Consider the following 23,953-nt stretch of genomic DNA (forward strand, 5'->3'; position numbering starts at 1 on the left):
CCCAACCTAAAAAATTGGGAGCAAGCAAATCAAATCTTCGCAGTCAGTTTTTATGACACCAGACATCTCCGCAGCGCAGCAGCCAAGAAACCACCGCATAATTCTCTGGGTACTGATTGGTCTGACGCTGCTGGGACTGGCATCCCGCCTTTATTTGGCGTGGGGCACCAACCAAACTCTCCCCGATACTCCCGCCCGTCTCAGAGGGGATGAATCGGGCTATGAGGGTTTGGCATACTGGTTGCTGAATGGTCACTTTTTTGAGTGGCCGGGCCGGACACCAATTTATCCATTTTTTGTGGCTGCATGCTATGCAATTTTTGGTCGTTCTCCCGCATCTGTAGTCTACGTACAAGCTTTTTTGGGGACGACAATCATCCCGCTAACCTTTATCCTAGCACGGCGTTTTACTGGCGCTCAAAGTTCCTTAGTAGCGGCTGGATTAGTTGTGCTGCATCCCTCCCTTATTTTTCATGTCAGCCGGGTGCAAACAGAGGTTTTATACGCGCCTTTAATACTTTTAACAGTGCTGGGTCTGCTGCGGGCATTGGAACAGCCGCAGTGGCAAAATTTTTCATTAGCAGGTGCGCTGTTGGCAATTACAAATCTTTGTCGGCCGACAGCGATGTTGCTTCCAGCAATTGTGCCACTATTGATGCCGCGCCAATGGCATTTGAAGCGTAAGGTAGCTTTGTTTCTTGCTTATTTGGGCGCAATTATCATTATTACTGCACCTTGGACTTACCACAATTATCGAACGCACAAAACTTTTTTGCTTTACAGCGTTTCTACGGCGCTGCTGTGGCAAGGAAGTCCAGAGTTTTATCATTTGGCTTATGAACAACTGCCAAAACGCCATATTGTTCAGATTTGGCAGGAAGAACTAAATCCGGCTCGGAATGGGGGACACGATCCTTTTACAATTGAGGGCGATCGCTATTTTACCAAACGGGCGATCGCTTCCATCCTCCGCGAGCCTGCTGTCTATCTCTGGTATTGTTTGCAAAAGGCAGTTTTTTTCTGGTTGGGAAACCCTATAAGTGATTGGCCTGATCACGCTATGTTTAATGTGGAAGCAATGCGGTCAGTCTTTTCGCCACAACGGATTGTCGGCATTTTAGCGTCACGAATTTTGCCTGTATTTGCTGCTTTGGGCATGATAGTTTTGCGGCATCGCTGGCGGGAGTTTTTGCCACTGTTGCTAGTCTGTGGATATTTTACTGTGATTCATGCGCTCACTTATGCAGAAGTTCGCTACAGTGAGCCGCTGCACCCGATATTGGCGGTCGTAATTGCTACGGCGGCGGGCGAACTTCAGCGTCGCTTGAAGTTAATTAGTCAGTAGGTATTAGGCAGTTTGTCATGAGTTATTAACCCAGTGTTATCGAAAACAATTATTCGGAATTTTACCATCGCCATTTTAATGGCTCTTGGCATAGGGTTGTTCAGCGTCACGACTACTTTTGCTCAAAACATCGAAACAATTAAATTTTCCGGTACTGCTGCGGGTGTTAGCACTCGCTACATCGGTGCAGTCGAGGGCAATATCAATTTCGACATCAAAGATTTGCAAGAGTTGGGAATTAATACCTACCGCATTTACGGCGGGATGTCCCGGTAGGAACCCGAAGATGATGATGGTAAATACGGCTGGCCAGAAATATGCCAAATTCAGGCAAATCCAAATATAATTAATTGGGCGCACTGGGATCAGATTATGACTAATCGGCTCTCCTGAGTTTATGGTGTAAAATAGATCAACCAATACAGTTAGAGTGATGAGCTTTCATTTAGACTATCTATTAGACTTGCCTGGAGTCAAGGTTGAAACTTGGACTCAAATTGAAGGACAAATTTACTTTCGCCTCAGTGCTTTAGCATCAGGAATAGTTTGTCCTCACTGTGAGAATTATACAGAAGAACTCCATCAGAATCGACCTATATTAGCCAGAGATTTGTCAGTTTTCGGTCGTTCTGTGTATTTACAAGTACCTCGTCGGCAGTTTTACTGTGCTAGCTGTCAACGTTACGTTACAGAAAAATTAGAATTTTTGGACAAAAAAAGACGGCATACTCAACGATACGAACAAAATATTTATGCGCGTGTTCAACAGTCAAGCATGGAACAAATTGGGCGAGAAGAAGGATTGAGTTATGACGAAATTAAAGGTATTTTTACTCATGTAAATTCCGCTCAAAAAAAAGCTGTTGGGACTCAGTTAAACGAGTCAGTATAGATGAGATAAGTATGCGCAAAGGAAAAGGAAGTTTGGTAACTGTTGTCAGTGACATTGAGGGGGGTAATTTGATTGAAATGATTGACTCTCACCGTCAACAGGATATAATTGAAGTCCTTATAAGGCAACCATTAGAGGTTCGAGGACAAGTTGAAGAAGTGAGTGTTGATATGTGGGGAGGATTTCCAAAAGTTATAGAACAAGTATTCCCAAATGCACAAGTTGTTATTGACCGTTTTCACGTGATGAAAGCAGTTAATAAAGACTTGAATAAGGTGCGTCGCGCAACAGGAATCACAGATAAAGGCAGCAAATATTTATTGTTGAGTAATCGAAGCAACCTTAATTCCGACCAAATCGAAAGGTTAGCAATCACATTGGAAAAATCAGAATGCTTAAGAATTGCTTATGAGATGAAAGAAGAGTTTCGGGAAATATACGAGACCAATATGACTGTCAAAATAGCCCAGACAAAGTTCAAGAATTGGGTGAATTATGCGAGGATATTTTTTAAAGAATCATGTTCGACTATTGTCAATCATTTTGAAGGAATTTGTAACTACTTTCTTAATCGTACAACAAGTGGAGTGATGGAAGGGATAAATAATCGAATTAAGTTAATTATGCGACAAGGGTATGGCTTTTCAAACTTTGATAATTTTCGAGAACGCCTATTAGCTTGCTTCTCTAATTAGATAAAAATATCACCATAAACTCAGGAGAGCCGACTAATCCGCCCCAGGGTAGCGATTATTGGTGGTCGGGAGAACCCGGTACTGTTTGGCAAGGCAATGCCAGGACGATTTTTAATACTCTAAAAAAAGCAAATATTCGCCCGGTTGTCAGTATTCGTAATGTGGATAATAGCTGGCGGCCGAGTTGGGCGCTGCAACTGAATCCGCCGCGCACAGGAGAAGATTGGAATGAGTGGTGGGAAGACGTTTTTGCTACGGTTTATTGGCTGAATGTTGGCAATGATTACCGCGTTGATGATTGGGAAATTCACAACGAACCGGATAATCGCAATCAGGGTTGGGGCGGGACTAGGGCTGACTATTTTGAATTGGTTAAGGTGGCAAAAGATGCGATCGACTTTGTTTACCAAACTTATTTGCCTTCGCGCACTTACCGCATCCACGGCCCGAAAACCGTAGGAGGCAGCAATTAACCAGCTAGTGCTTTGCAGGAAATACCGAATTATTTCGATACAGTCAATGTCCACAACTACGATGCATATATTTCTAACTTGACCCGCAAAGTGCGCCGCTGGATGAACGGTACTGTCCGCGCTAACTCGCAGCTTTGGGTAGGAGAATGGGGCAGTTACGAGATTAGCTACGGCGATTTATCTTGAGCTTTAAATTTGATTAAGAATTTGATTCGAGGTTCCCAACCGGGGGATAATTATATTTACGGCAGTCACATATTCTGTTTGTACGACTGGGGAAAGCCGGGACTGCCAGAAGGCTTGCTAGGTGATGAGGGAAAACGGCGCGCGGGCTACTATGCTTGACGGATGGGAATTAGGGCATTGCAGGGCGGTAAAAATACATTTTTTGCTATCACTAACAGTTCGGATTTAATGGCAGTTGCAACTGTCGATGCTAGCAAGAATGTTTACTTGCTGGTTGTCAATGACCGATCAACATCTTACACTGTTAATGCTGATATTTCGGCTCTGATAAAAACTGGTAATGGTACGGTGCGGGAGTTCAGTTCTAAAAAAATGGATGAGGTTGTTACTCGCTTAAGGCTGAAGGGCGGAAATGCGAGTTTTGCACGGGCGGGGAACAGCGCTATTCTCATCAAGTTCGATCGCCAGAATTGAAGCTCAAATCCTCTGGGCCATAATTGAGATAAGATAGAATTAGTTATGCTCAAAATTATTTATTTTCTGCCTATTTGGCCATCGAACCCTCGAACCCTCGAACCCTTGAACCCCTAATTGCACAGTTACCATACCTAAGTCGTCCTGTTGTGATTCCCCTCCTGTCGCTGGTAAATTGGTAGCGTGCAGGTATCTTGCCTCAAACAGAATGCGAGCGAGAGTTCCGTTGAGGGCCAGAAAGTAGGGTGCAGTCTAGACAATCCCAGAAATTCTTGCTCGTAAACCCGCAGCAGTTAGGCTAGGCGAGGAATTGCCTGCCCGCCTTCGTGTCCGCCGTCTGGCAGATAGCATTGGTTCTGAAAGTCAGAAGCCGTCAATTATCAGGATATGGCACGGAATTAATTTTAAATGCCAAGATGCTGGAAGTAGGGGTGAGTTTAATCGTACAGAAACTTTGAGCGCGCTTGGAAATCTCGCGGGCAAAGCCTCTCAATCAATCTGCTGCTTGCGATCGGGTTTTTCCAACAAATATCACTTTTATGCCCCCTGATGTTTATTCCCTCCCTCAGTCAGGTCATCAACCGCAATCCCCTCACCGTCACCCCTGAGACGCCCGTAGAAAAGGCGATCGAGCTGATGAGTAGCACAGGAGCCAGTTACGTCCTCGTGGTAGAACCGCGCGACAATTCTCAACTTGGAAATCCCATGAACGGGACTTCCCCACAATCGCGGGAACAGTCGGGTTTCTACAACGGTGTACCGCGTGCGGTACACGCAGGAGGCAACGGGCTGCGTCTCAACGGCTCAAAAGCTCCCTATCCGAGCAGCCAGACAGTCCTGGGAATTTTTACAGCGCGAGATGTCGTACAGCTAAATTCGATCGGCGCTGCTTTGAGGGGATTTGCGATCGAGCAAATCATGATCCGAACCGTAACTGTAGCCCGAGAATCGGAAATTCCCGACTTTTTTGCCTTAGCAAATCTCTTGGAGAAAAGTCAGATCAGCCATTTGCCGATCGTCAGCGAGGCTGAAGAACTTGTCGGTTTAATTAGCTCTCAAAGCTTGGTGCAAATGTTGCAGGGAATTGGGGAATCCACACCAAAAGCAATTAGCAGCGCCTCGCCACCTGCGGCTTTCGCGTTCCCTCCGCCGCTGCCAATTGTGAATCAGAAATTAGAGCTACCCGCAAGTTTAATTAAACTTTATCAAATCCCTCAAATAGCAGCCTCACGAATAATTCACGCTCCTTCTAATTCTTCGGTTCGCTATTTGGCGCAACTGATGTTTAGACACAATGTTAGTTATGTATTAATCACTGAAACCCCCGATCAACACTCGACTGGTGCGGCTCACAATTCCAAATTTACAAATCCCAACCTTCACAAACTGGTTGGGGTGGTAAGTTCGCGGGATATTGTGCAGTTGCAGGCGCTGGGTAGAGACTCTAACAAAATTAAAGCGGGATCAATTTGCAGCAGTTCGCCGCCGCTGGTGCGATCGCACTCTACCCTCGAAGCAGCCGTCGCGCTGCTGCAAAAACACTACTGCCAGTTGCCTTTATTAGTCATCAACGAAACAAATCACCCGATCGGGATTATCAATCCTAAAACTATCCTTTTACAAGCGCTTGATTCAAAATCTCTGCATTCTGGCTTGATCGCTTTGCAGCGCCAGCTAGAATCTAGCAACGCTCAATACAAAAAACTCTCTGCAGAAATACAGCGGACACCAGCAAATAGCCACGAGATGGCTGAAATTTCTCACCACAGTTTCGTAGAGCGACCAAATCTCCCCCCTGCAGTCAACAATCAGGGGATTTGGGATTGGAACCTCGAAACAGATGAGTTTTTTTATTCGGCCCGGTGGCAAGAAATGCTGGGCTACCAAGAAGGGGAAATCTCGAATCGCCGATCGGAATGGTGGAGTCGCATCCACCGAGATGATATTGACTCGGTAAAGGCAGCTTTAGAAGAACACTTCGCCCAAAAGACACCGGATTTTGCAGCAGAATATCGGATGTACTGTAAAGACGGCAGCACTGTCTGGGTGCTGAACCGAGGTCAAGTTTTACGCAGCGCTACCGGCAAACCGCTGCGGGTAGTAGGAACTCATACAGATATTACTCCAAACAAGCAGTTTGAACTCAAAAACCGCGAGCAGGATCGAGAACAATTCCATCTATTTGACTCTTTGAAAGCAACAGTAATTTTCCACATAGATGCGGCGGGGGTTTGGAAATTTATCAACCGCGCTTGGACGGAAATTACGAATTTTTCGGTGTCCGAAAGTTTGGAAACTAATTTTTTAGAGTGGGTGCATCCAGAGGAGCGCGAGCAATGTGCAAATTTATTGGAGTCTTTGCTGTCGGGGAAGTCGGAATTTGAACGCCGAGAACTGCGATTTAAGTCCAAGTCGGTTTCGGGGAAAAACTCCTTGGGAATTCAGAGTAATTCCGGCTTTGTTTCCGTGGAACTATTTGCCCAAGTCCGGCGGAATTCCCAAGGCGAAATAGCGGGAATTTTCGGGACTTTGCACGATGTCTGCAACCGCCTCGAAGGAGTTGAGGATCTGCGGGAAAGCGAGCGGGCAATTCGATCGCTCTACGAGGTAATGGTGACCTCGGAAGGCTCTTTTGACGATCGAACGATCCGGTTGTTGGCAATGGGCTGTAGTCAGTTTGGGATGGATATCGGGCTGTTGGGCAGGGTTTTGGGCGATCGCTACGAAGTGATTGCGGCTTATGTACCGGAAGATTTTCCCTTTGGATTTGCTAAAGGAGACGGTTTTGCTTTGAGCAGAACCTTTGAGCGAGAGGTTTTGCGATCGAGTGAACCTATTTCTGTCGAATCAGCCGGCACTACTCAGTGGCGCAACCACCCCGCTTACAGCGTCCGCAAGTTGGAGGCTTTTGTGGGGACGAGGGTAATAGTGCAAGGACGAATTTTTGGCACTTTGAGCTTTACTTCCCGCACCACTAAATCTCCTTTTAAACCGCTGAATTTTGAAATTTTAAAGTTGATGGGCAATTACATCGGCGCAGAAATTGCCCGCGAAGAGCGAGAGCGAACTTTGCAACGTCAGTACCAGCGCGTTTTACTACTCAAACAAATTACCCAAAAAGTGCGCTCGACCTTAGATACTCAAGAAATTTTTCAGACTACCGCCACCCAAATCGGCCGCGTGTTTGGTGTCAATCGCTGTACAATTCATACCTATCTTTCCGAACCTTATCCCCACCTTCCTTGCGTTGCGGAATACTTAGAACCCGGTCACGAATCGGCTTTAGATTTAGAACTTTCTGTCACTTATAACCCGTACACCGAAAAACTCCTCGCTGAAGATATAGCCTTGGCATCTCCCGATGTGTTTGCCGATCCTTTGCTGGAATCTTCGGGGCCGATGTGCCGCCGCATCGGATTAAAATCTATGTTGGCGGTTCGCACTTCCTATCAAGGAGAACCAAATGGAATTATTACTTTGCACCAGTGCGATGCAACTCGCCAGTGGAATCCGGACGAAATTGAACTCTTAGAAGATGTGGCCGCTCAAGTGGGCATTACCTTAGCTCAAGCACAACTTTTAGAAACGGAAGTTCAGCGACAGCGACAGTTAGCCGAGCAAAATGAAGCTTTGGATCAAGCACGACAAGCGGCGGAAGTTGCTAATAGAGCTAAGAGCGAATTTTTAGCGACTATGAGTCACGAAATCCGCACTCCCATGAATGCGGTAATCGGGATGACCGGCTTGCTGCTGGATATGGAACTAACTCCTGAACAGCGGGATTTTGTGGAGACAATTCGTACCAGCGGCGATGCTTTGCTGACTATTATTAACGATATTCTCGACTTTTCCAAGATTGAATCTGGAAAATTGGATTTGGAACGCAGCCCCTTCGAGCTGCAAAACTGTATAGAAGAATCTCTGGAATTACTGGCTCCGAGAGCCTCAGAAAAAGGTTTAGAGCTGGCTTACTTTATTGATGATTCTGTTCCGAAAAACATTTTAGGAGATGTCACGAGGCTGCGCCAAATTTTGGTAAATCTGCTGGGCAATGCAGTTAAGTTTACAGAATCTGGAGAAATTGTGGTGTGCTGTACGGCTAGGCAAATTGAACAGGTAGCTGCTAACAGTTCGCCAGATAGAATTAATATTCTAGCGCCACAACCGCTAGCAATTAACCAAGGAGAGTTGGCACGTAGCAGACAATACGAGATTCAATTTGCTGTCCAAGATACGGGAATTGGCATTCCGCCAGACCGGATGGATCGCCTGTTTAAAGCTTTTTCGCAGGTGGATGCTTCGACAACGCGACATTACGGCGGGACGGGTTTGGGATTGGCTATCAGCCAGCGTTTGAGCGATATGATGGGCGGTACAATGTGGGTTGTCAGCCAGGTTACTCCGGGAAGTTCTAAGTCTCAACCGGCCGTTTCTGCGATCGGACAAAGTATCGCTGGAAGGTCGCCTGCAGAATTTACTCCGCCGTCGATATCGGGTTCGGGTTCGATTTTTTATTTCACGGTGACTGCTGAAGCGAATGACATCCGGGCTGAGGAAAAAAGGCCCGAATTTGCCGCTGGTAAGCGCTTGTTAATTGTTGAGCATCATGCCATTAATCGGCAAGTTTTGATCCGGCAGGCAGAGTCTTGGGGAATGATACCCGTGGCTGTAACTTCGGGTGCTGAGGCTTTGGAAATCATCAAAGGAGACTCGCCGCTCGATTTAGCTATTTTGGCGATGAATCTACCAGATATGGACGGTGTGGCTTTGGCTGTGGAGATTCGGAAATTTGAGCTGAGCAATTTGTCCGGCGGCGACGGTCTAAATCCGAATGGCATCGTTAAAAACACTCGCAAAATAGCACTACCTTTGGTGCTGTTTACTTATTTAAGTAAGGCGGAAGTTTGGAAAAAACTTGAAACTACAGAAGTACATTTTTCTGCTTTTTTAACTAAGCCTTTAAAACAGTCCCAGTTTTATAATGTGTTGCTGCAAGTTTTTGGATATGTTACTGGCAGAAGCGGCAGGGGAGAAGTTTCAAATGTGGCGACTTTGACTTCGGGATTGAAGTATTTTGAAAATTCTCAAGAACAGCACCGCGTGCAGCGGACGCCTGCTGTTTTGAGGCAGGTTGCGGCGAATTCTGCCGGACAGGATGCAGCTAATTCTAGTCAGATTCGGATTTTGCTGGCTGAGGACAATGTGGTGAATCAAAAAGTCGCTACGCATTTACTCGACAGGATAGGATATCGGGCTGATATTGCAGCTAATGGGTTGGAGGTTTTGGAGGCGCTGAAGCGGCAATCTTACGATGTTGTGCTGATGGATGTGCAGATGCCGAACATGGATGGGTTGGAAGCGACGCGCCGCATTTGTCAGGAATGGCCTGCTAACAAGAAGCCGAGAATTATTGCAATGACTGCTAATGCGATGCAGGGCGATCGCGAAAAGTGCCTGGAAGCCGGTATGGACGATTATATTACTAAGCCGGTACGCCGGGAAGAGTTGGCGATCGCCTTGAGCAAGTGCTCACCTCTGATTCGGGATGAATTGGATGCGGTTACTGAGCAAAACAATCAAGATATTTCTGATCAAGTTGACAGGGATACTACGGCATCTTCGAGCGTTCAACCGGGAGCAGATTCGCCGATTGATTTTCATATTTTGCAAAATCTCCGCGAGCTAGACGATGATGAAGACCCAGATTTTTTGGGGGAGCTGATTAAGATATATTTGGAAGACGCACCGCAACATTTAGAAACTATTAAGGAGGCTATTTTTCTCGGCGATGCTGATAGTTTGAAGCTGGCTTCTCACACGCTGAAGTCGAGTAGCGCCAATTTAGGAGCGGTGTCTTTTTCTGCTGTTTGCAAGGAGTTGGAGTATATGGGTCGCGTGGCGGTTGAGTCTGGAGGGGAACAGGTTTTTGATGTGAGTACGGCGCGCGATCGCCTGTTGGAAGCCCAAGCGGAGTGGGAAAAGGTGCGGGCGGCTTTTGAGACGGAATTGGAAACGGGAAAGTTGCGATCGCAAATAGGGTAATTGGTTATATCAATTCCGGTTGCACTCCTCCGGAATTGTTGACTGTTGACTGTTGACTGTTGACTGTTTGAACAATACCGATGCAACCGGAAACGATATTATTTGTTATTTGTTGGTTTTTGGTTGTTAGTTGTCACTTTCAATAACCAATGCCCAATGCCCAATGCCCATATTTAACTTTCACCTAAATATGCTTTGCGAACAGTTTCATTTGACTGCAAATCACTAGCAGTACCAGCGACTACAACCTGACCGGTTTGGATGACATAGCCGCGGTGGGCTACACTTAAAGCCATACGGGCGTTTTGTTCCACCAGTAAAATAGTTGTTCCTTCAGCATTAATATCGCGGACGATCGCAAAAATTTGACTGACTAACATCGGTGCCAACCCCATACTGGGCTCGTCCAATAATAACAAGCGGGGGCGCGACATCAAAGCCCGGGCGATCGCCAACATTTGCTGTTCGCCACCGCTGAGAGTTCCCCCTTTTTGACTAATTCTTTCTCGCAAACGAGGAAATAAATTTAATGCTTTTTCCATATCGGACTTGATACCGAGAGTATCGTTGCGGAGATAAGCACCCATTTCTAGGTTTTCTTGCACCGTCATTCGCGGAAAAATCAATCGGCCTTCGGGACTTTGAGAAATCCCCAAACGGACGATCGCCTCTGTAGATAGTGCTTCTAAAGGCTTTCCCTCAAATAATACAGTGCCCTGGCGCGGGCGCAGCAGTCCTTGAATTGTGCGGAGAGTTGTAGTTTTCCCCGCCCCGTTGCTGCCGATTAATGTCACAACTTCTCCCTGCGAGACTGTTAGCGATACTCCTTTGAGAGCGTGGATATTTCCGTAGTAGGTGTGAATGTCTTTAATTTCCAACATAATTACTCTTTCTGCTTTGTGCTTTATTGTATTATCCAGACTAATTATAAATTTTTATTGCATTTATTGAAAATTAACTTTTTTAGAGTAAGCAGTAATTTTACTTATAGGAAGACTCAGCCTTAGCTCCCCTACGATCTATTTTTAGTAGTGGGGCGACCAACTTTACAGAAATTTTAATCAAACAGAAGATTTCTTGACACTAGCTTTACAAAAATCTCTCAGTAAATAGGTAGTATTAATTCGTAAGCGAAACCAACCGCTACAAGTTACCAATAACCGAACTTAAACTTTTTCAAATTTAAGGAGATTCACAATGAAATTACATCACAGTACCGGAGCGATGGCATTTTTATTAGCAACTCCTTTAGTAACCGGCTTGACTGTAGGCATTGCCCCTAGTAGTGCTGCAATAATCGCAGGTTCTGCAGCAGCAGTAACCCTTGACAACTTCAGTCACAGACCGAATGAGATAGGTACAGTTACTAACACTTACACTGAGACCATAGCTAACACCGGTTCAGTTATTAGCCAAGCGAACGCTGATGCAGTTTTTATATCTAACTGTCACGAATTGCTGGCAGCAAATCTCTCGCAAAGTGAAGTCATAGGCAGCGGGAATAACTATTTCGGTTTAGCCCAAAGTGAAGCAGCAGTGATCGGTGATTTCTCTATTAAGGCTCAAGAAACTTTTTCCTTCACTGTGGAGACTATTTTACATCTTTTAACATCTGTTAGTAATCCCCAATCAGAACGGGCTAGCGCCAAAGGCAGTATATCTTTTGCATTAATTGACACTGTTTCTAACCTTCTTTTAGAATCCTTTCAATTTGGGATCGGTGTGCACTCTTTTAAAGCCCCGGAAGTGAGTTTGTCATACAACCTCGCTGGAAGCTTTAATCCCACACAAATTAATTTTGCTTTTCTCGCTCAAGGTAATACAACAAGCCTGAGCTTGTATACTTCCGGAGTGTATTCGCGGACTTTTGACAGCACCACTAATTTAAGATTAGTAGAAGTTAAGAACAATATGGCAGTGGCACAAGCGCAAGCAGTTCCCGAAGCAGAACCAGTTCCAGAACCTACTACTATATTAGGCACTGCCATGTTTTTCGGTTTCCTGACCAAGAAGAGAAAACTTAAGAATAAATTGTCTGAAGTTAAATCAAAAGTTTAGGAATGACGCAAAACATCTAACTAGGTCAACTATCGCTGTTAGATACCAGACTTCTTATTAAAGAAGTCTGGTATCTAGTTATTCTGTATTACCCATTGCCTTCTTCTTCTTTTCCCAAATATGCCTCAATCACGCGAGGATCTGCGCGAACTTGTGCCGGAGTGCCCTCAGCAATTTTAGTACCGTACTCCATAACACTAACGCGATCGCTAATTCCCATCACCACCTTCATATCATGTTCAATCAGCAAAATACTCAACTTCAACTCATCGCGAATCCGGTAAATAAAGCGAGTTAAATCAGCCGTTTCGTTCGGGTTCATCCCGGCCGTCGGTTCGTCCAAAAGCAACACTTTCGGATCGGAAGCCAAAGCCCTGGCAATTTCCAATCTCCGCTGGTCGCCGTAGGAAAGGTTCTTTGCCAACTCCGGCGCTTTAGAAGCACCTAAACCGACAAAATCCAGCATAGTGAGCGCTTTTATTTTAGCTTCCCGTTCCTCAATCATCGCAGCCGGAGGACGGAGGATTGCGCCCAACAAACCTGTTTTTAATCGGCAGTGTCTGCCTACTAAAACATTATCCAGGACAGTCATGTTGTTAAACAAACGGATATTTTGAAAAGTTCTAGCAATGCCGAAAGTTGTCAGGCGATCCGGAGGCAAACCCGTGATATTTTTATTTTCAAGTACCAACTGTCCCCCACTCGGTTTATAGATCCCCGTCAGCATATTAAAAAAAGTAGTTTTGCCCGCACCGTTGGGGCCGATCAAACTGGCGATCGATCCTTTTTCCAAGGTTAAACTCACCTGGTTGACCGCAGTCAAACCGCCGAATCGCATTGTAAGTTGCTGTGCTTCTAATAATGACATTTTGCTTCTGTTTCCTAAGATTTTATAGTAGTGCGATCGTCCGGGTCACAAGCTTTCACGCACACAAATCAATTTGGGATGGGAGATTTTAGGACATATTCTCTAACGTACAAACAAAATAGAACTTAAAAAGATTAGATTCTAGGGAACGTCGAGGGCGATATTGTGCGTGTAAATCGGCCGTCGAAAAGTTTTCAATAACTTTGAGATTGAGTTCGTCAGCCAAAGTTGCAATCTTTTCAAAGCCAGTAATCCACGGTGCATACATACTTTCGTATTTATCTATGTAATCATTGATATCTTGGTAACCCGTCGTTCTCAAAATCGCCTTTTCCGACATATAATCAAAGGACAATCGAAAATTATCAACATTGTCGCGAATTTGTTCTAACACAAATATTACCTCTTTTTTGGCAAGCAAGGTTGTGTTGCCTTCCCACAAAAAATAGGTCGGTAGACTGAAATCAAATTCACTCTGTTTCCGCAAGGAGATTAAACCGTCTTTTACGTAATCGCCGGGAAGGTAGCGAACATTAGCAGCAACTTTGTTAGCTTTGAGAGTTTTTTCTTTTAATTGAAGAGTCGCCTGGTCGTCTATTTCAAAATAAATCACTCCTTCTCCATTAATTCGAGCAGCGCGAGTATCCAAACCAGAACCTAAAATAACTACTTGTTTGCAACCTCCTAAAATTTGATTTGACAAAACATCATCAAAATATTTAGTCCGCAACTTAACCATTTCTTTAGCGGCGGGAGAGTTTTGAGCTAGTTGGCTAGCTAGTTTTTTTGTTTCCTCATTGAGCCATATTTTTACTACATGATCAGTATAGAGAGGAATGGTCTCTTCATTCTCTTCTGCTCTAAATTCCCCAACGATAAAAGCAGTACCAGTTACATTTTTCATGGCTAATGTTTCACCCTTACTAAGTAGTTGGTTACAAATAAACATTAGATGGGGACGGGGTGTTTACACCCCTAAACTCCCTTGCATCCTAGATTCTTAGCTAAACCCGCCTACAAAATACTATGGTTTTTGCCCTTACCTATTTATTGACTTCTCGCATCGGCTAAAGACTCATTGCTCGCTTCAGCATCCGAATGCAGTTCAGCTTGGCGTATCTTATCAGGAATCAGCCCCTCTGGCCGCACGAGCATCATGACAACAAGAGTTAGGCCGAATAGAAATAAGCGCATTTGAATTGGGTCTAAACTGGTTGCCAGAAAGTCTCGCAACTGGGGAATTGCAATCCTGGGGAGTACAAAAGTATTCAGAAAACCCTTGAGGACTTGCGCTAATTGTGGCAAATAAAGTCTATCGGCAGACATGATAATGATCGCGCCCAAAATCACCCCCGTCATATTCCCCAAACCGCCTAAAATCACCATACACAGGATGATTACCGACACCGAGAAATCAAAAACGCTAGGGAAAATCGCGCTGATATAGGCGGCGTAAAACGCGCCTGCAAAGCCCGAAAACGTCGCTCCCATCGCAAAAGCCGAAAGTTTGGTTTTCACCAGGTTAATGCCCATCGCACTCGCCGCTAATTCATCTTCGCGCATGGCATTCCACGCCCTGCCCAAGCGGGAATCTCGCAGCCGCGAAATCATGAAGTAAGCAAAGACAACTAGCAGTAAAATTAGGTAGTACCAGGGAAAGTAGTTGCCGGTGCTGAAAGTGCCGACGATGGGGAGAGATGGACGCCCGATCGGGTTTATTCCCGCTTCGCCGCCGGTGAGGTTAAAAGGTCGATCGCACCCAACCAGACACAGCACCAACTCGGGTTTCCCCAACAGGGAAGCGACAATCTTCGAGACTGGTTCGTCGATGCGAATCGCGGTTAAATTCCTAAAGACAACCGGGATAATTTCGCCAAAACCGAGGGTAACGATCGCCAAATAATCGCCCCTGAGTCGCAGTGTCGGAATACCCAGGATTACGCCCGCGATCGCAGCTACACCCGCGGCGATCGGCAATACCACCCAAAAATTCCAAGCAATATTTAACTGTCCAGAAGATAGCAAAGCCGTCGTGTAAGCGCCGATCGCAAAAAACGCCGCATATCCCAAATCCAACAAACCCGCAAAACCCACAGTAATATTCAAACCCAGCGCCAGCATAATAAAGATTTGAATCTGTACTACAGTAGCAATCCAGCCAGTCTGAGCCTGAATGTCGATAAACGGAAACAGAATTAGAATAAAAGCTAATGTCACCAGAGTTGCCAGCCGCTGGCGTTCCCCCGGCAAGCCCTGCAAAGCACCCATTAACGTAGCTGTCAAAATTGCGATCGTCAAACTGCAAATCCCGTACAGCAGCGTCGTCGGCAAAGCCACAGCAGATTGACCAGACAAAGGTCTAATCAAAACCCCTTCTAACACACTCGCAACTAACAGCCAAACTCCTAATCCCAATCCCGCTAAACTGCCGATAGCCGCACCCATTTTCGGGCTGTAAACCTTCTGACCCCGACCGATCGTAAAACCCGCCGCCGTACCCATCAGCCAGCCGATTACGGTGCCGCTCCAACCGCCGAATAACAAAACAGTCAAAGAGGCGATCGCCCCTAAAATACCGCTCGATTTAATTGCTTTAATTATTTCTTTTGACATAGGAAGAAGTTATTAGTCATTAGTCAGTAGTTAGATGAAAGAATGCTAGGAATCGCAGTTATAGATGCGACTGACGCGGGCCGTGCCAAATTCTGCCTCAATGAATGTGATCGACTGCTTATCGTGGAAACGGTCGATCGGGCTAGCTACAGTTTAGAGTCTTTTGAGTTCGATTATTGCACCAAAAGTAACGAAACTTCAAATATACTGGAACTGTTACCCCAACACACTTCAAACGGGCGATCGCTATATGGTACAAGCACCTCAAAAAACTATCAGCCTCGACGAGTTTTTGCAACTCCCAGAAACCAAACCCGCTAGCGAATACATCAAAGGTGCGATCGTACAAAAACCTATGCCGCAAGGAAAACACAGCACAATTCAGGGAGAACTCATCACGAGGGTTAATGCAGCGGGCAAACCTCAGCGGATTGCTTGGGCATTTCCAGAACTTCGCTGCACCTTTGGCGGACGTTCCATTGTTCCCGATGTCGCGATTTTTGTTTGGAATCGCATTCCCCTAGACGCTGACGGCGAAATTGCCAATACATTTAATGCTCACCCAGACTGGACAATAGAAATTTTGTCCCCAGCCCAAAGCCAAACCAAAGTCACAAACAATATTTTGCACTGTTTGAACGCCGGTTGTGAGATGGGTTGGTTGGTCGATCCGGATGAAAAAAACATTTTAGCCTATCCCGCAAGGCAGCAGCCGATTTCATTGCAAGAACCAACAGATATACTTCCGATGCCCAAATTTATGCCGGAAATGCAGTTGACTTTAGGCGAAGTTTTTGGCTGGCTCAAACCAGGGAATGTTTGATTGGGCGTTGTATAATGAGGTATCTGCATCTGGTGAGAGCAAAAGGTGAAACTATTGTAATGACCTGTTTTTAGCAATTTAGCTAGGTTTTGAGGTTGTTATCTGCTAGGGATCTTCATATAATACACTAGAGATGACTTTGATCGTTTAGCTTTATTCAGCAACGCCATTATTGAACTACACCCACTGTTACCGGAGATCAGACACGATGAGTAGCGACGATCGCCTCGAAACCTTAGAGAAGCAGGCAGAAGAACTCGTACAAGCAAAGAAGTATGAGGAGGCGATCGCTATCTTCGAGCAGATGCTGAGAGATTTTCCTCAGAGTGCTAAGGTATGGAGCAAATATGGGCAAACTCTAGCTCTACCAGAGGTTAATCGAGATGACGAAGCCTCTATTTCATTTGAAAAAGCACGTCAAATTGATCCTAATGATAAAAAAGTTTTGAGTAGGTACTGTAAATTCCTGCAAGATCCAAATAGGTTTAATAGGTCTAAGAATCTTCTAAGTATATATGAAGATTTACTTCAACTTGAACCTTCTAATGTTGTTACACTAACGGGTTATGGAAAAGCTTTGGTTAAAGAAGGAGAATATGAAAAAGAGAAAGGAGAATATGAAAAAGCCCAAGTAAAATATGAAAAAGCTATTGGTATTCTTGAAAGTGCGCTTAAATTTGAACCCGGCAATAAAATTACTTTAAATGTTTATGCCGAGGCCTTGATTAAAAATGAAAATTATAGAAAAGCATTTGATATATTGGAAAGGTTATTAGTGATTGAACCTACTAATAATACAACTGTCCGCACGTATGCTAATGCTTTGGCTTCAAATGGTCAGTTCGAGAAAGCTCAGCAAATTTTTGAGCGAGCGCTACAGCGTGAACCTGATAATCCGATAACACTTAGTCAGTATGCTAATGCTTTGGCTTCAAATGGTCAACTCGATCAAGCTTTAGAGTTCTTTGAGCGCTCGCTACAGATTCCACCTGATGATGCAGTAACCCTTAGTCGGTATGCTAATGCTTTGGCTTCAAATGGTCAGTTCGAGAAAGCTTGGCAGTTTTTTGAGCAATCGCTACAGATTAAACCTGATAATGCAGTAACACTTAGTTGCTATGCTAATGCTTTGGCTTCAAATGGTCAGCTCGAGAAAGCTTGGCAGTTTTTTGAGCGCTCGCTACAGATTGAACCTAATAATCAGAGAATACTTAATCAGTATGCTACTGCTTTAGCTTCAACGGGTCAGCATGAGAAGGTTGTTCAAATCTTGGAGCGATCGCTACAGCTTGAACCTAATGATCCGATAACACTTAATCACTATGCTACTGCTTTAGCTTCAACGGGTCAGCATGAGAAGACTTTGGAATTATTGAAGCGCTCGCTAAAGCTTGAACCTAATGCTCCGATAACACTTAGTCGGTATGCTAATGCTTTGGCTTCCACGGGTCAGCATGAGAAGGCTTTGCAGTTTTTTGAGCGATCGCTACAGCTTGAACCTAATGATGCGATAACACTTAGTCGGTATGCTAATGCTTTGGCTTCAAATGGTCATCCCGATCAAGCTTTGCAGTTTTTTGAGCGATCGATACAGATTAAACCTAATCATCCAAGAACGCTGAGTTCTTATGCCCATACTTTAGCTACAACTGGTCAATATGAGAAGGCTTTACAATACTTTGAGCGATCCCTTCAAATTCAGCCTCAAAATTCTAGGATGCTCAGCAGTTATCTTGATTTTCAATATGCTCTGGTATTAGAGAAAGTAGGTAAACATCAAGAGGCAATCGACCAATTAAAAGCCATCAAAATCGAAGCTCTTACTCCATACCAAGCTAATGTAATTCGAGTCAACTTAGGTAGGCTGTACTACCAAATTAAGCAACCAGAGAAAGGTAAAGAATATTTCGAGGCAGCAATCGCAAACTCGGATGACAAAGAGCGAACCGATGACAAAGAGCGAACCCTCCTCTACATTTCCAGAAGTATTCTTGCCCGTAATCCTTATAGCGAAACAGCAGTTGAACTGCTGCGGCAGATTAAAGAAGATTCTCCACGCTATGCTCAGGCACTGGAGATGCTAACTTTAAATCTCAGTGAGGAAGGCTATTTTGAGATGTTCAACACTAACACCCAAACAGGGTTGAGTGACACCGAAATGCTCAACAGGGCGATGTATCACAAAATTGCCAATGAGATCAGCATCCTCAAAGGAATTGCCTATAGAATTTTGCGCCGTTCCGAACGGGAAGATCCCTTGCTAAGTGGCATCATTCAAGATATTGAGGATGTTTTTGCAGAGGTAGATAGACGACGGGTAGTGCAAAAGTCTGAAATTGAAACTATTCCTCACGATGACTATTGCCGCATTCTGGCAGTCATTTCTAAAACAGCCCATGACATCTCTGATTTCGTCAATAATCAGCTTGCTGTCATTGAATCTAAGACACGACGAGCAATGCGGAAATTGCAACCAAGTGATGCTCACTATTCCCAATTTGAAAAGTTACTGACGCAACTAGAACTCACCCAAACTGCCCTCAGTGACTTAAAAGCAATTAACGAAGGTATTACCATCAAAAATCATCGCTTTAAGGTGAAAAAGCTATTTGAAAAATGGGAAACAATGCCTCAAATTGATCGGGCTCAGATTCTTCTGGACATTCACAACGGTGATTCTGAATTTAATGGAGATGAAGAAAAAATAAAAAGTGCCTTAAATGAACTTGTAGAAAATTCCCTCAAACATAATTCAAATCAACAGAATCTAACCATTCGCATCACTTCTCAAGATGTCATAAATCCACCAGAAATCAGAGGAAGAACGATGCCTGGTGAGCAAAAATATCTGTTCATTGAGCTTGTTGATAATGGAGAAGGGGTTCCCGAAGATAAGAAAGACTGGATTTTTCAACCTCTAAGAACTACCTCTCAGGAAGGAAAAGGGAGTGGCTTAGGGCTATTCATTATTCGTAAAACCTTGACCAAGATGAATGGGCACATCCGTGAAACTGGGTATAATAAAGCCCAATTTGAAATTTATATTCCCTATAAGTAGGTAAGCGCAAAAAAAAAATAATATTCGATCGCCGACCTCTTTCAACATACAAGGGGCGAGTTTAGTTAGGGTCTATATTAAGAGCGAGTTTATTGCTGCAAAACCTGCTCGATTCATGTTAGATTTATTTGTACCTACTTACTGAGGGAGAGAATAGGTAAAATGCAAACCGAAGACGTTCATTTGTTGGTGGTAGAGGACAACCCCCGTTTTTTAAGTGAGTTGCTCGAATGGTTGAAAGAGTTTGGTTATCAGCAGATTGAAACCGCAACGAGTGCAACCCAGGCAAAGGAAAAGTTGAACGCTCCCTTCGATGTGATTATTGCAGATATGCGAATGGAGGAGGACGACAGTGGCTTTGCTGTTGTCAATGAGGTGAAAGCTCGAAATCTTTCTTCTGTAGTCATTATTTTGACAGCAAACGATACAGTGACCGATTGTCGAACTGCCTTCAAACTGGAGGCGTGGGACTACATTTCCAAAAATATGCAAGGTAATATTTTTGATATTTTACATGAGTCGATTCAAGATGCGATCGCGTATTTCAACCGTTGGGGCAATGTCCAAAACGAACAGTGGATCACCGAGAATCTGGAAACACTGGAACAAACTTATTTTGGTCAATATATTGCTGTGATCAACAAAACAGTCATTGATGCAGCAGATACAGAGGAATCCTTAAAGCAACGAATTGAAGACAGGCAACTCCGCCGATTTTTAACCACAATCCGAAAACTTGGCGATCTGCGTCCTATTTCTGAGCTGATAAAGTTGCCTGAAAGTCCTCGGTTAGAATACAAAAGCACTTTTCAATGGGATGTCAAACGAAACTGTAAAAACGAGGATCTTAGGATAAATCTTTTGAAAACTATTGCTGCCTTCCTAAACAGTGAAGGAGGAACATTAATTATTGGTGTTGAAGATAACGGCAATATTTTTGGCTTAGAAAAAGATTTATCCTTACTTTCCCAAAAGAGTCTGGATCAGTTTGAGCAGACAATCATACACTTAGTCGGCGATTCCATGGGTAATAGCTTTACACAGTTGCTCAAAATTCGCTTTGAAATCATTGAAGGTAAAAATGTTTGCGCGATCGAGGCAAAAAAGTCAACCAAACCAGTTTTTGTCAAGAGCAAAAAAGGTCGGGAATTTTATATTCGAGCAGGTAATACATCAAAATCTCTTGATATCCAAGAATTCTACAATCACCTCTAATGCCATCTGTTTCAAGATTACAAAAACCCTCCTGGTCATCTTCAATTAGTCAAGATTCATCGGTTCAAAACGATGCGAGGAAATTACTACTTCAACTTTCGTCTCGACTTGGGTGGCGTTCGGTGTACTCCAAAGTATTTTTCACTGCGGTAACGAAGCCACACCCGCAACACCTGTGGAATCTGTTCTTTTTGTTCTTTGGTCAGCGTGTTGTAAAGGGTTAATGCGCGCTCGCGCTCTCCCCGACAGGCAGCGTTATTATGAGCATCCCAGTAGCTATGGGCAACCCGAATCCGCCGACAGACTTCTTTGATTAGTGTTTCTCCAGTGAGGGGATTTTCCTGCTTTGCCATACTTCATTATGATAAATGTCTCTTGCCATCAATTCCACCCTGCAACTTCAAACCTTTTCCTGAACATTCTCGCCCAACAAGCCGCCTGGCCGAAAAGCCAAAATCACCACCAAAACGCCAAACACCCAAGCATTAGTCCAGCGGCTTGACAAATACTGATCACTCAAAGACGAAAGCAAGCCAATCAAAACCCCTCCTAACATCGCCCCGACAATATTGCCAATTCCCCCCAAAACTGCTGCCGTAAAAGCCCTCAAACCTGCCGTAAACCCCATCGTAAACACAATAGTATTGTTGTACAAACCAACCAGAATCCCAGCCGAACCAGCCAAAGCTCCCCCAATCAAAAAAGTCAGAGCAATAATCTGATCCACATTAATTCCCATAATTTTAGCAGCATCGCGGCTTTGAGCCGTTGCCCGCATCGCCTTTCCCAGACGAGTGTATTGCACAAACACATGAAGCAAAACCATCAATACCACCGCCACCACCAACACAATTAAATCTTTCGTAGTAAATACAATACTCGTTTGAATTCCCAAAGCTTTGAAAATATCAACTCGCGGTAACAAATCGGGAAAACTTTTCGGCGCAGCAGAATTAGAACCCATCACCGGAATAAAAGCTTTCAATCCTCCCCAAAACAGGCCCATATTTTGGAAAATAAAAGAAACTCCAATCGCTGAAATTAAAGGAGCCAAACGGGGAGCATTTCGCAAAGGCCGATAAGCGTACTTTTCCACAACAATATTCAGCCCAGCACAAAACACCGAACAGACAATTAAAGCGACTAACATCACCGGTATAGCAATACCTAAAGGTGCGCCATCTTGCATCCCAAAAGCCCCGAACACAGTTAGGGAAGCAAAAGCCCCCAACATATATAAATCGCCGTGAGCAAAATTGATTAACTCAATAATGCCATAAACCATAGTGTAACCCAAAGCAATAATTGCAATTAGCGCGCCGTTGACAAGACCAACTAATAATTGTTGGATAAAAACTTCAGGACTGCTGACTATTTCTCCAACGATTTTTGGCAAATCAAATCCTGCGATCGGACCTAATAGCAAAACTATATAAACTACACCTAGATATAAGAGAATACTTTTCCAGTTCTTCATGTTTTTGGGTAATTGGGAATTGGTAATTGGGAATTAGGAAGGCGAAATAGGGAAGGGGAAATTGGAAAGGGGAAATTGGGAAATCAAACAACTTGAATGATTTTTCTCCCTTCTTCCCTCTTCCTTCTTCCTTCTTCCTCTTCCCTCTTCCTTCTGATTAATTATTCGAGCTTGAGCGCATTCACGAACTCCCACTTGCCACCTTTAACAACATTTCCTGACATTGTAGTCAAGCTCGTGTCGCCGTTGGTGTCAAAACTCCAAGTGCCGAGTACCCCGTTAAAATCTTTAGTTGCCAAGACAGCTTCGCGGATAGCAGCGCGGTCATTTTTGCAAACTTTATTAATGGCGCCGATCGCAACTTTAGCAGCTTCATAGGCGTAAGCTGCATAAGCTTCCGGTTCAGCATTATATTTTGCCTTGTAATTTGTGTACCACTTGGCGCCCGCACCAGTCAATTCTTGAGGAGGCAAGCCGCCAAAAGTAGCGTAAATTCCTTCGGCATCTTTGCCCGCCGCGTCAATTAAAGCTTGCTCTTTAATGCCGTCAGGTCCCATGAATTTAACTGCCTCAGGCGTCATTCCGACATTTCTCATGTCTTTAATTATTTGTCCGGCGTTGCTCTGAGTAGTGCCACCGAAGTAAATCATGTCGGGATTTAAAGCTTTGATCTTATTCATTAACGCCTTATAGTCGCTAGCTTTAATATCAATTCCCTCTCTTCCGAGGACTTGAATTCCCAACTTTTTAGCAGTTGGTTCAAAAACATCAGCGATGCCTTTGCCGTAGAGTTCTTGGTCGTCGAGAATGTACACTTTTTGCACGCCTAAAGATTTCGCCCAGTTGCCCGCTACAGCCCCTTGAAGGTCGTCAGCGGGGACAACGCGGGTGAAATTACGAGTGCCAGCGGGATAATAAACGTTCGGTTCTTTGGCTTCGCCTTTTCCTGGTTTAGTCAGTCCCGGATAAGTGTTGGCCGGACTGATCATGACGATGTTAGCTTGGTTGAGCACGGGAATGGAAAGTTTGGCGGCACCGGAGTTATAGTGACCGATGACGGCAACTACCGAACCGTCAGCGACGGCTTTGTTGGAGTTGGACGTTACTTGGGCCGGGTCCCATTTGCCGGCGGCGGCGGTGGCGTCATCGTAAACTTCGTATTGGATTTGGATTTTGCCGTCGCAAGCTTTGGAGTTGGTTTCTGCCAGTGCTTGTTGGATGCCGTTGACGAGTGTTTGAGCTTGACCCAAGGCGCTGCCTGTCATCGGCAGCATGGAGACAATTTTGACAGTATTTGGATCTCCGGGGCTGCTGACTGCGACGGGAGTGGCTGCGGGACTTGTTCCGGGGCTGCCTCCGGGAGTTGTGGCGGTGGGTGCTGGAGGATTTTGACAGCTAGCGCACAGAGAGGCTATTCCGGCGGCAAAAAGTAATTTCCGCAATCCTGCGGCGCCGAGATTCTGTGTTGAGTTGGTTTTTGGGCGTGTGGGACTTTTGCCCCCTGACTTCTGGGAAAAGTTCATAGGTTGGTTCGTTTGTTGCTTGCGTTTTAGCATATTTCCACTCTCTAAGTCTGTAAGTCAAGAGTTAGCACAGATTTTCAAGTTTTACATGAACTCTTAAAGATACACCGCTGCAACAAGCTTCTTCTCTCGTTCCCGTGACTTGGGAAGGCGTACCAGGTCAGGAAACGAGGCAGAGCCTCGGTCAATGGGTTTCCAGGAGCTTCCGGGG

16 protein-coding genes and 1 pseudogene are annotated in these 23,953 nt (G+C 44.7%); 10 read left to right on the plus strand and 7 right to left on the minus strand.

Annotation, left to right across the window (positions count from 1 at the left end; genetic code table 11):
- The first annotated feature begins 52 nt into the window (after nucleotides 1-52).
- The 6 genes and pseudogenes from D0A34_10225 to D0A34_10250 all read left to right on the plus strand — a co-directional run bounded on the left by D0A34_10225 (nucleotide 53) and on the right by D0A34_10250 (nucleotide 10,107).
- Nucleotides 53-1,345 (plus strand): hypothetical protein, encoded by a 1,293-nt coding sequence (locus D0A34_10225; GenBank protein UNU19191.1) that lies wholly within the window; start codon nucleotides 53-55, stop codon nucleotides 1,343-1,345.
- Between the two features lie 78 nt (nucleotides 1,346-1,423).
- The gene (locus D0A34_10230; GenBank protein UNU19192.1) at nucleotides 1,424-1,621 is read left to right on the plus strand and encodes a hypothetical protein; all 198 of its coding nucleotides are present in this window, start codon (nucleotides 1,424-1,426) and stop codon (nucleotides 1,619-1,621) included.
- Nucleotides 1,622-1,778: 157 nt separating this feature from the next.
- Nucleotides 1,779-2,932 (plus strand): annotated as a pseudogene (locus D0A34_10235) (ISL3 family transposase).
- Between the two features lie 161 nt (nucleotides 2,933-3,093).
- Nucleotides 3,094-3,405 (plus strand): hypothetical protein, encoded by a 312-nt coding sequence (locus D0A34_10240; GenBank protein ID UNU19193.1) that lies wholly within the window; start codon nucleotides 3,094-3,096, stop codon nucleotides 3,403-3,405.
- Nucleotides 3,406-3,753: 348 nt separating this feature from the next.
- Nucleotides 3,754-4,065 carry a hypothetical protein gene (locus tag D0A34_10245; GenBank protein UNU19194.1) on the plus strand — a complete coding sequence of 104 codons (312 nt, stop codon included), beginning with the start codon at nucleotides 3,754-3,756 and terminating at the stop codon, nucleotides 4,063-4,065.
- Between the two features lie 549 nt (nucleotides 4,066-4,614).
- On the plus strand, nucleotides 4,615-10,107 hold the full coding sequence (locus D0A34_10250; GenBank protein UNU19195.1) for a response regulator: 5,493 nt from the start codon (nucleotides 4,615-4,617) through the stop codon (nucleotides 10,105-10,107).
- A 173-nt stretch (nucleotides 10,108-10,280) separates the two neighbouring features.
- Here the strand turns inward: D0A34_10250 and D0A34_10255 are convergent, their stop codons facing one another.
- Nucleotides 10,281-10,988 carry an ABC transporter ATP-binding protein gene (locus D0A34_10255; GenBank protein ID UNU19196.1) on the minus strand — a complete coding sequence of 236 codons (708 nt, stop codon included), beginning with the start codon at nucleotides 10,986-10,988 and terminating at the stop codon, nucleotides 10,281-10,283.
- A gap of 316 nt (nucleotides 10,989-11,304) precedes the next feature.
- On the opposite strand from D0A34_10255, the gene D0A34_10260 reads away from it, so the two are divergent.
- Entirely contained in the window at nucleotides 11,305-12,165 is an 861-nt protein-coding gene (locus tag D0A34_10260; protein UNU19197.1) for a PEP-CTERM sorting domain-containing protein, read from the plus strand.
- An 88-nt stretch (nucleotides 12,166-12,253) separates the two neighbouring features.
- Here D0A34_10260 and D0A34_10265 read toward each other — a convergent pair whose 3' ends face one another.
- The 3 genes from D0A34_10265 to D0A34_10275 all read right to left on the minus strand — a co-directional run bounded on the left by D0A34_10265 (nucleotide 12,254) and on the right by D0A34_10275 (nucleotide 15,646).
- Nucleotides 12,254-13,033: an ABC transporter ATP-binding protein gene (locus tag D0A34_10265; protein UNU19198.1), complete on the minus strand. Its 780-nt coding sequence runs from the start codon at nucleotides 13,031-13,033 to the stop codon at nucleotides 12,254-12,256.
- Between the two features lie 88 nt (nucleotides 13,034-13,121).
- Nucleotides 13,122-13,937 (minus strand): SAM-dependent methyltransferase, encoded by an 816-nt coding sequence (locus D0A34_10270; protein UNU19199.1) that lies wholly within the window; start codon nucleotides 13,935-13,937, stop codon nucleotides 13,122-13,124.
- Between the two features lie 143 nt (nucleotides 13,938-14,080).
- Entirely contained in the window at nucleotides 14,081-15,646 is a 1,566-nt protein-coding gene (locus D0A34_10275; protein ID UNU19200.1) for a branched-chain amino acid ABC transporter permease, read from the minus strand.
- 250 nt (nucleotides 15,647-15,896) lie between these two features.
- Here D0A34_10275 and D0A34_10280 point away from each other — a divergent pair, with 250 nt between their 5' ends.
- The 3 genes from D0A34_10280 to D0A34_10290 all read left to right on the plus strand — a co-directional run bounded on the left by D0A34_10280 (nucleotide 15,897) and on the right by D0A34_10290 (nucleotide 20,742).
- Nucleotides 15,897-16,469 carry a Uma2 family endonuclease gene (locus D0A34_10280; GenBank protein UNU19201.1) on the plus strand — a complete coding sequence of 191 codons (573 nt, stop codon included), beginning with the start codon at nucleotides 15,897-15,899 and terminating at the stop codon, nucleotides 16,467-16,469.
- A 208-nt stretch (nucleotides 16,470-16,677) separates the two neighbouring features.
- A complete protein-coding gene (locus D0A34_10285; protein UNU19202.1) occupies nucleotides 16,678-19,527 on the plus strand; it encodes a tetratricopeptide repeat protein in 2,850 nt (949 codons plus the stop codon).
- Between the two features lie 111 nt (nucleotides 19,528-19,638).
- Nucleotides 19,639-20,742: a response regulator gene (locus tag D0A34_10290; GenBank protein UNU19203.1), complete on the plus strand. Its 1,104-nt coding sequence runs from the start codon at nucleotides 19,639-19,641 to the stop codon at nucleotides 20,740-20,742.
- Nucleotides 20,743-20,828: 86 nt separating this feature from the next.
- Here D0A34_10290 and D0A34_10295 read toward each other — a convergent pair whose 3' ends face one another.
- From D0A34_10295 to D0A34_10305, 3 genes are all read right to left on the minus strand, one after another.
- Complete coding sequence (locus tag D0A34_10295) at nucleotides 20,829-21,095, minus strand: Precorrin-3B methylase (protein ID UNU19204.1); 267 nt, start codon at nucleotides 21,093-21,095, stop codon at nucleotides 20,829-20,831.
- Nucleotides 21,096-21,142: 47 nt separating this feature from the next.
- Nucleotides 21,143-22,219 carry a branched-chain amino acid ABC transporter permease gene (locus tag D0A34_10300; GenBank protein ID UNU19205.1) on the minus strand — a complete coding sequence of 359 codons (1,077 nt, stop codon included), beginning with the start codon at nucleotides 22,217-22,219 and terminating at the stop codon, nucleotides 21,143-21,145.
- Between the two features lie 161 nt (nucleotides 22,220-22,380).
- On the minus strand, nucleotides 22,381-23,775 hold the full coding sequence (locus tag D0A34_10305; GenBank protein ID UNU19206.1) for a branched-chain amino acid ABC transporter substrate-binding protein: 1,395 nt from the start codon (nucleotides 23,773-23,775) through the stop codon (nucleotides 22,381-22,383).
- Nucleotides 23,776-23,953: the final 178 nt, after the last annotated feature.

The organism is Microcoleus vaginatus PCC 9802, assembly GCA_022701275.1.
Taxonomy (GTDB): domain Bacteria; phylum Cyanobacteriota; class Cyanobacteriia; order Cyanobacteriales; family Microcoleaceae; genus Microcoleus; species Microcoleus vaginatus_A.

Excerpts from the sequence above, each read along its gene's own strand:
- D0A34_10225 (UNU19191.1), top strand. The coding sequence starts at position 53 with ATGACACCAGACATCTCCGCAGCGCAGCAGCCAAGAAACCACCGCATA.
- D0A34_10230 (UNU19192.1), top strand. The coding sequence starts at position 1,424 with ATGGCTCTTGGCATAGGGTTGTTCAGCGTCACGACTACTTTTGCTCAA.
- D0A34_10245 (UNU19194.1), top strand. The coding sequence starts at position 3,754 with ATGGGAATTAGGGCATTGCAGGGCGGTAAAAATACATTTTTTGCTATC.
- D0A34_10250 (UNU19195.1), top strand. The coding sequence starts at position 4,615 with ATGTTTATTCCCTCCCTCAGTCAGGTCATCAACCGCAATCCCCTCACC.
- D0A34_10255 (UNU19196.1), bottom strand. The coding sequence starts at position 10,988 with ATGTTGGAAATTAAAGACATTCACACCTACTACGGAAATATCCACGCT.
- D0A34_10260 (UNU19197.1), top strand. The coding sequence starts at position 11,305 with ATGAAATTACATCACAGTACCGGAGCGATGGCATTTTTATTAGCAACT.
- D0A34_10265 (UNU19198.1), bottom strand. The coding sequence starts at position 13,033 with ATGTCATTATTAGAAGCACAGCAACTTACAATGCGATTCGGCGGTTTG.
- D0A34_10270 (UNU19199.1), bottom strand. The coding sequence starts at position 13,937 with ATGAAAAATGTAACTGGTACTGCTTTTATCGTTGGGGAATTTAGAGCA.
- D0A34_10275 (UNU19200.1), bottom strand. The coding sequence starts at position 15,646 with ATGTCAAAAGAAATAATTAAAGCAATTAAATCGAGCGGTATTTTAGGG.
- D0A34_10280 (UNU19201.1), top strand. The coding sequence starts at position 15,897 with ATGGTACAAGCACCTCAAAAAACTATCAGCCTCGACGAGTTTTTGCAA.
- D0A34_10285 (UNU19202.1), top strand. The coding sequence starts at position 16,678 with ATGAGTAGCGACGATCGCCTCGAAACCTTAGAGAAGCAGGCAGAAGAA.
- D0A34_10295 (UNU19204.1), bottom strand. The coding sequence starts at position 21,095 with ATGGCAAAGCAGGAAAATCCCCTCACTGGAGAAACACTAATCAAAGAA.
- D0A34_10300 (UNU19205.1), bottom strand. The coding sequence starts at position 22,219 with ATGAAGAACTGGAAAAGTATTCTCTTATATCTAGGTGTAGTTTATATA.
- D0A34_10305 (UNU19206.1), bottom strand. The coding sequence starts at position 23,775 with ATGCTAAAACGCAAGCAACAAACGAACCAACCTATGAACTTTTCCCAG.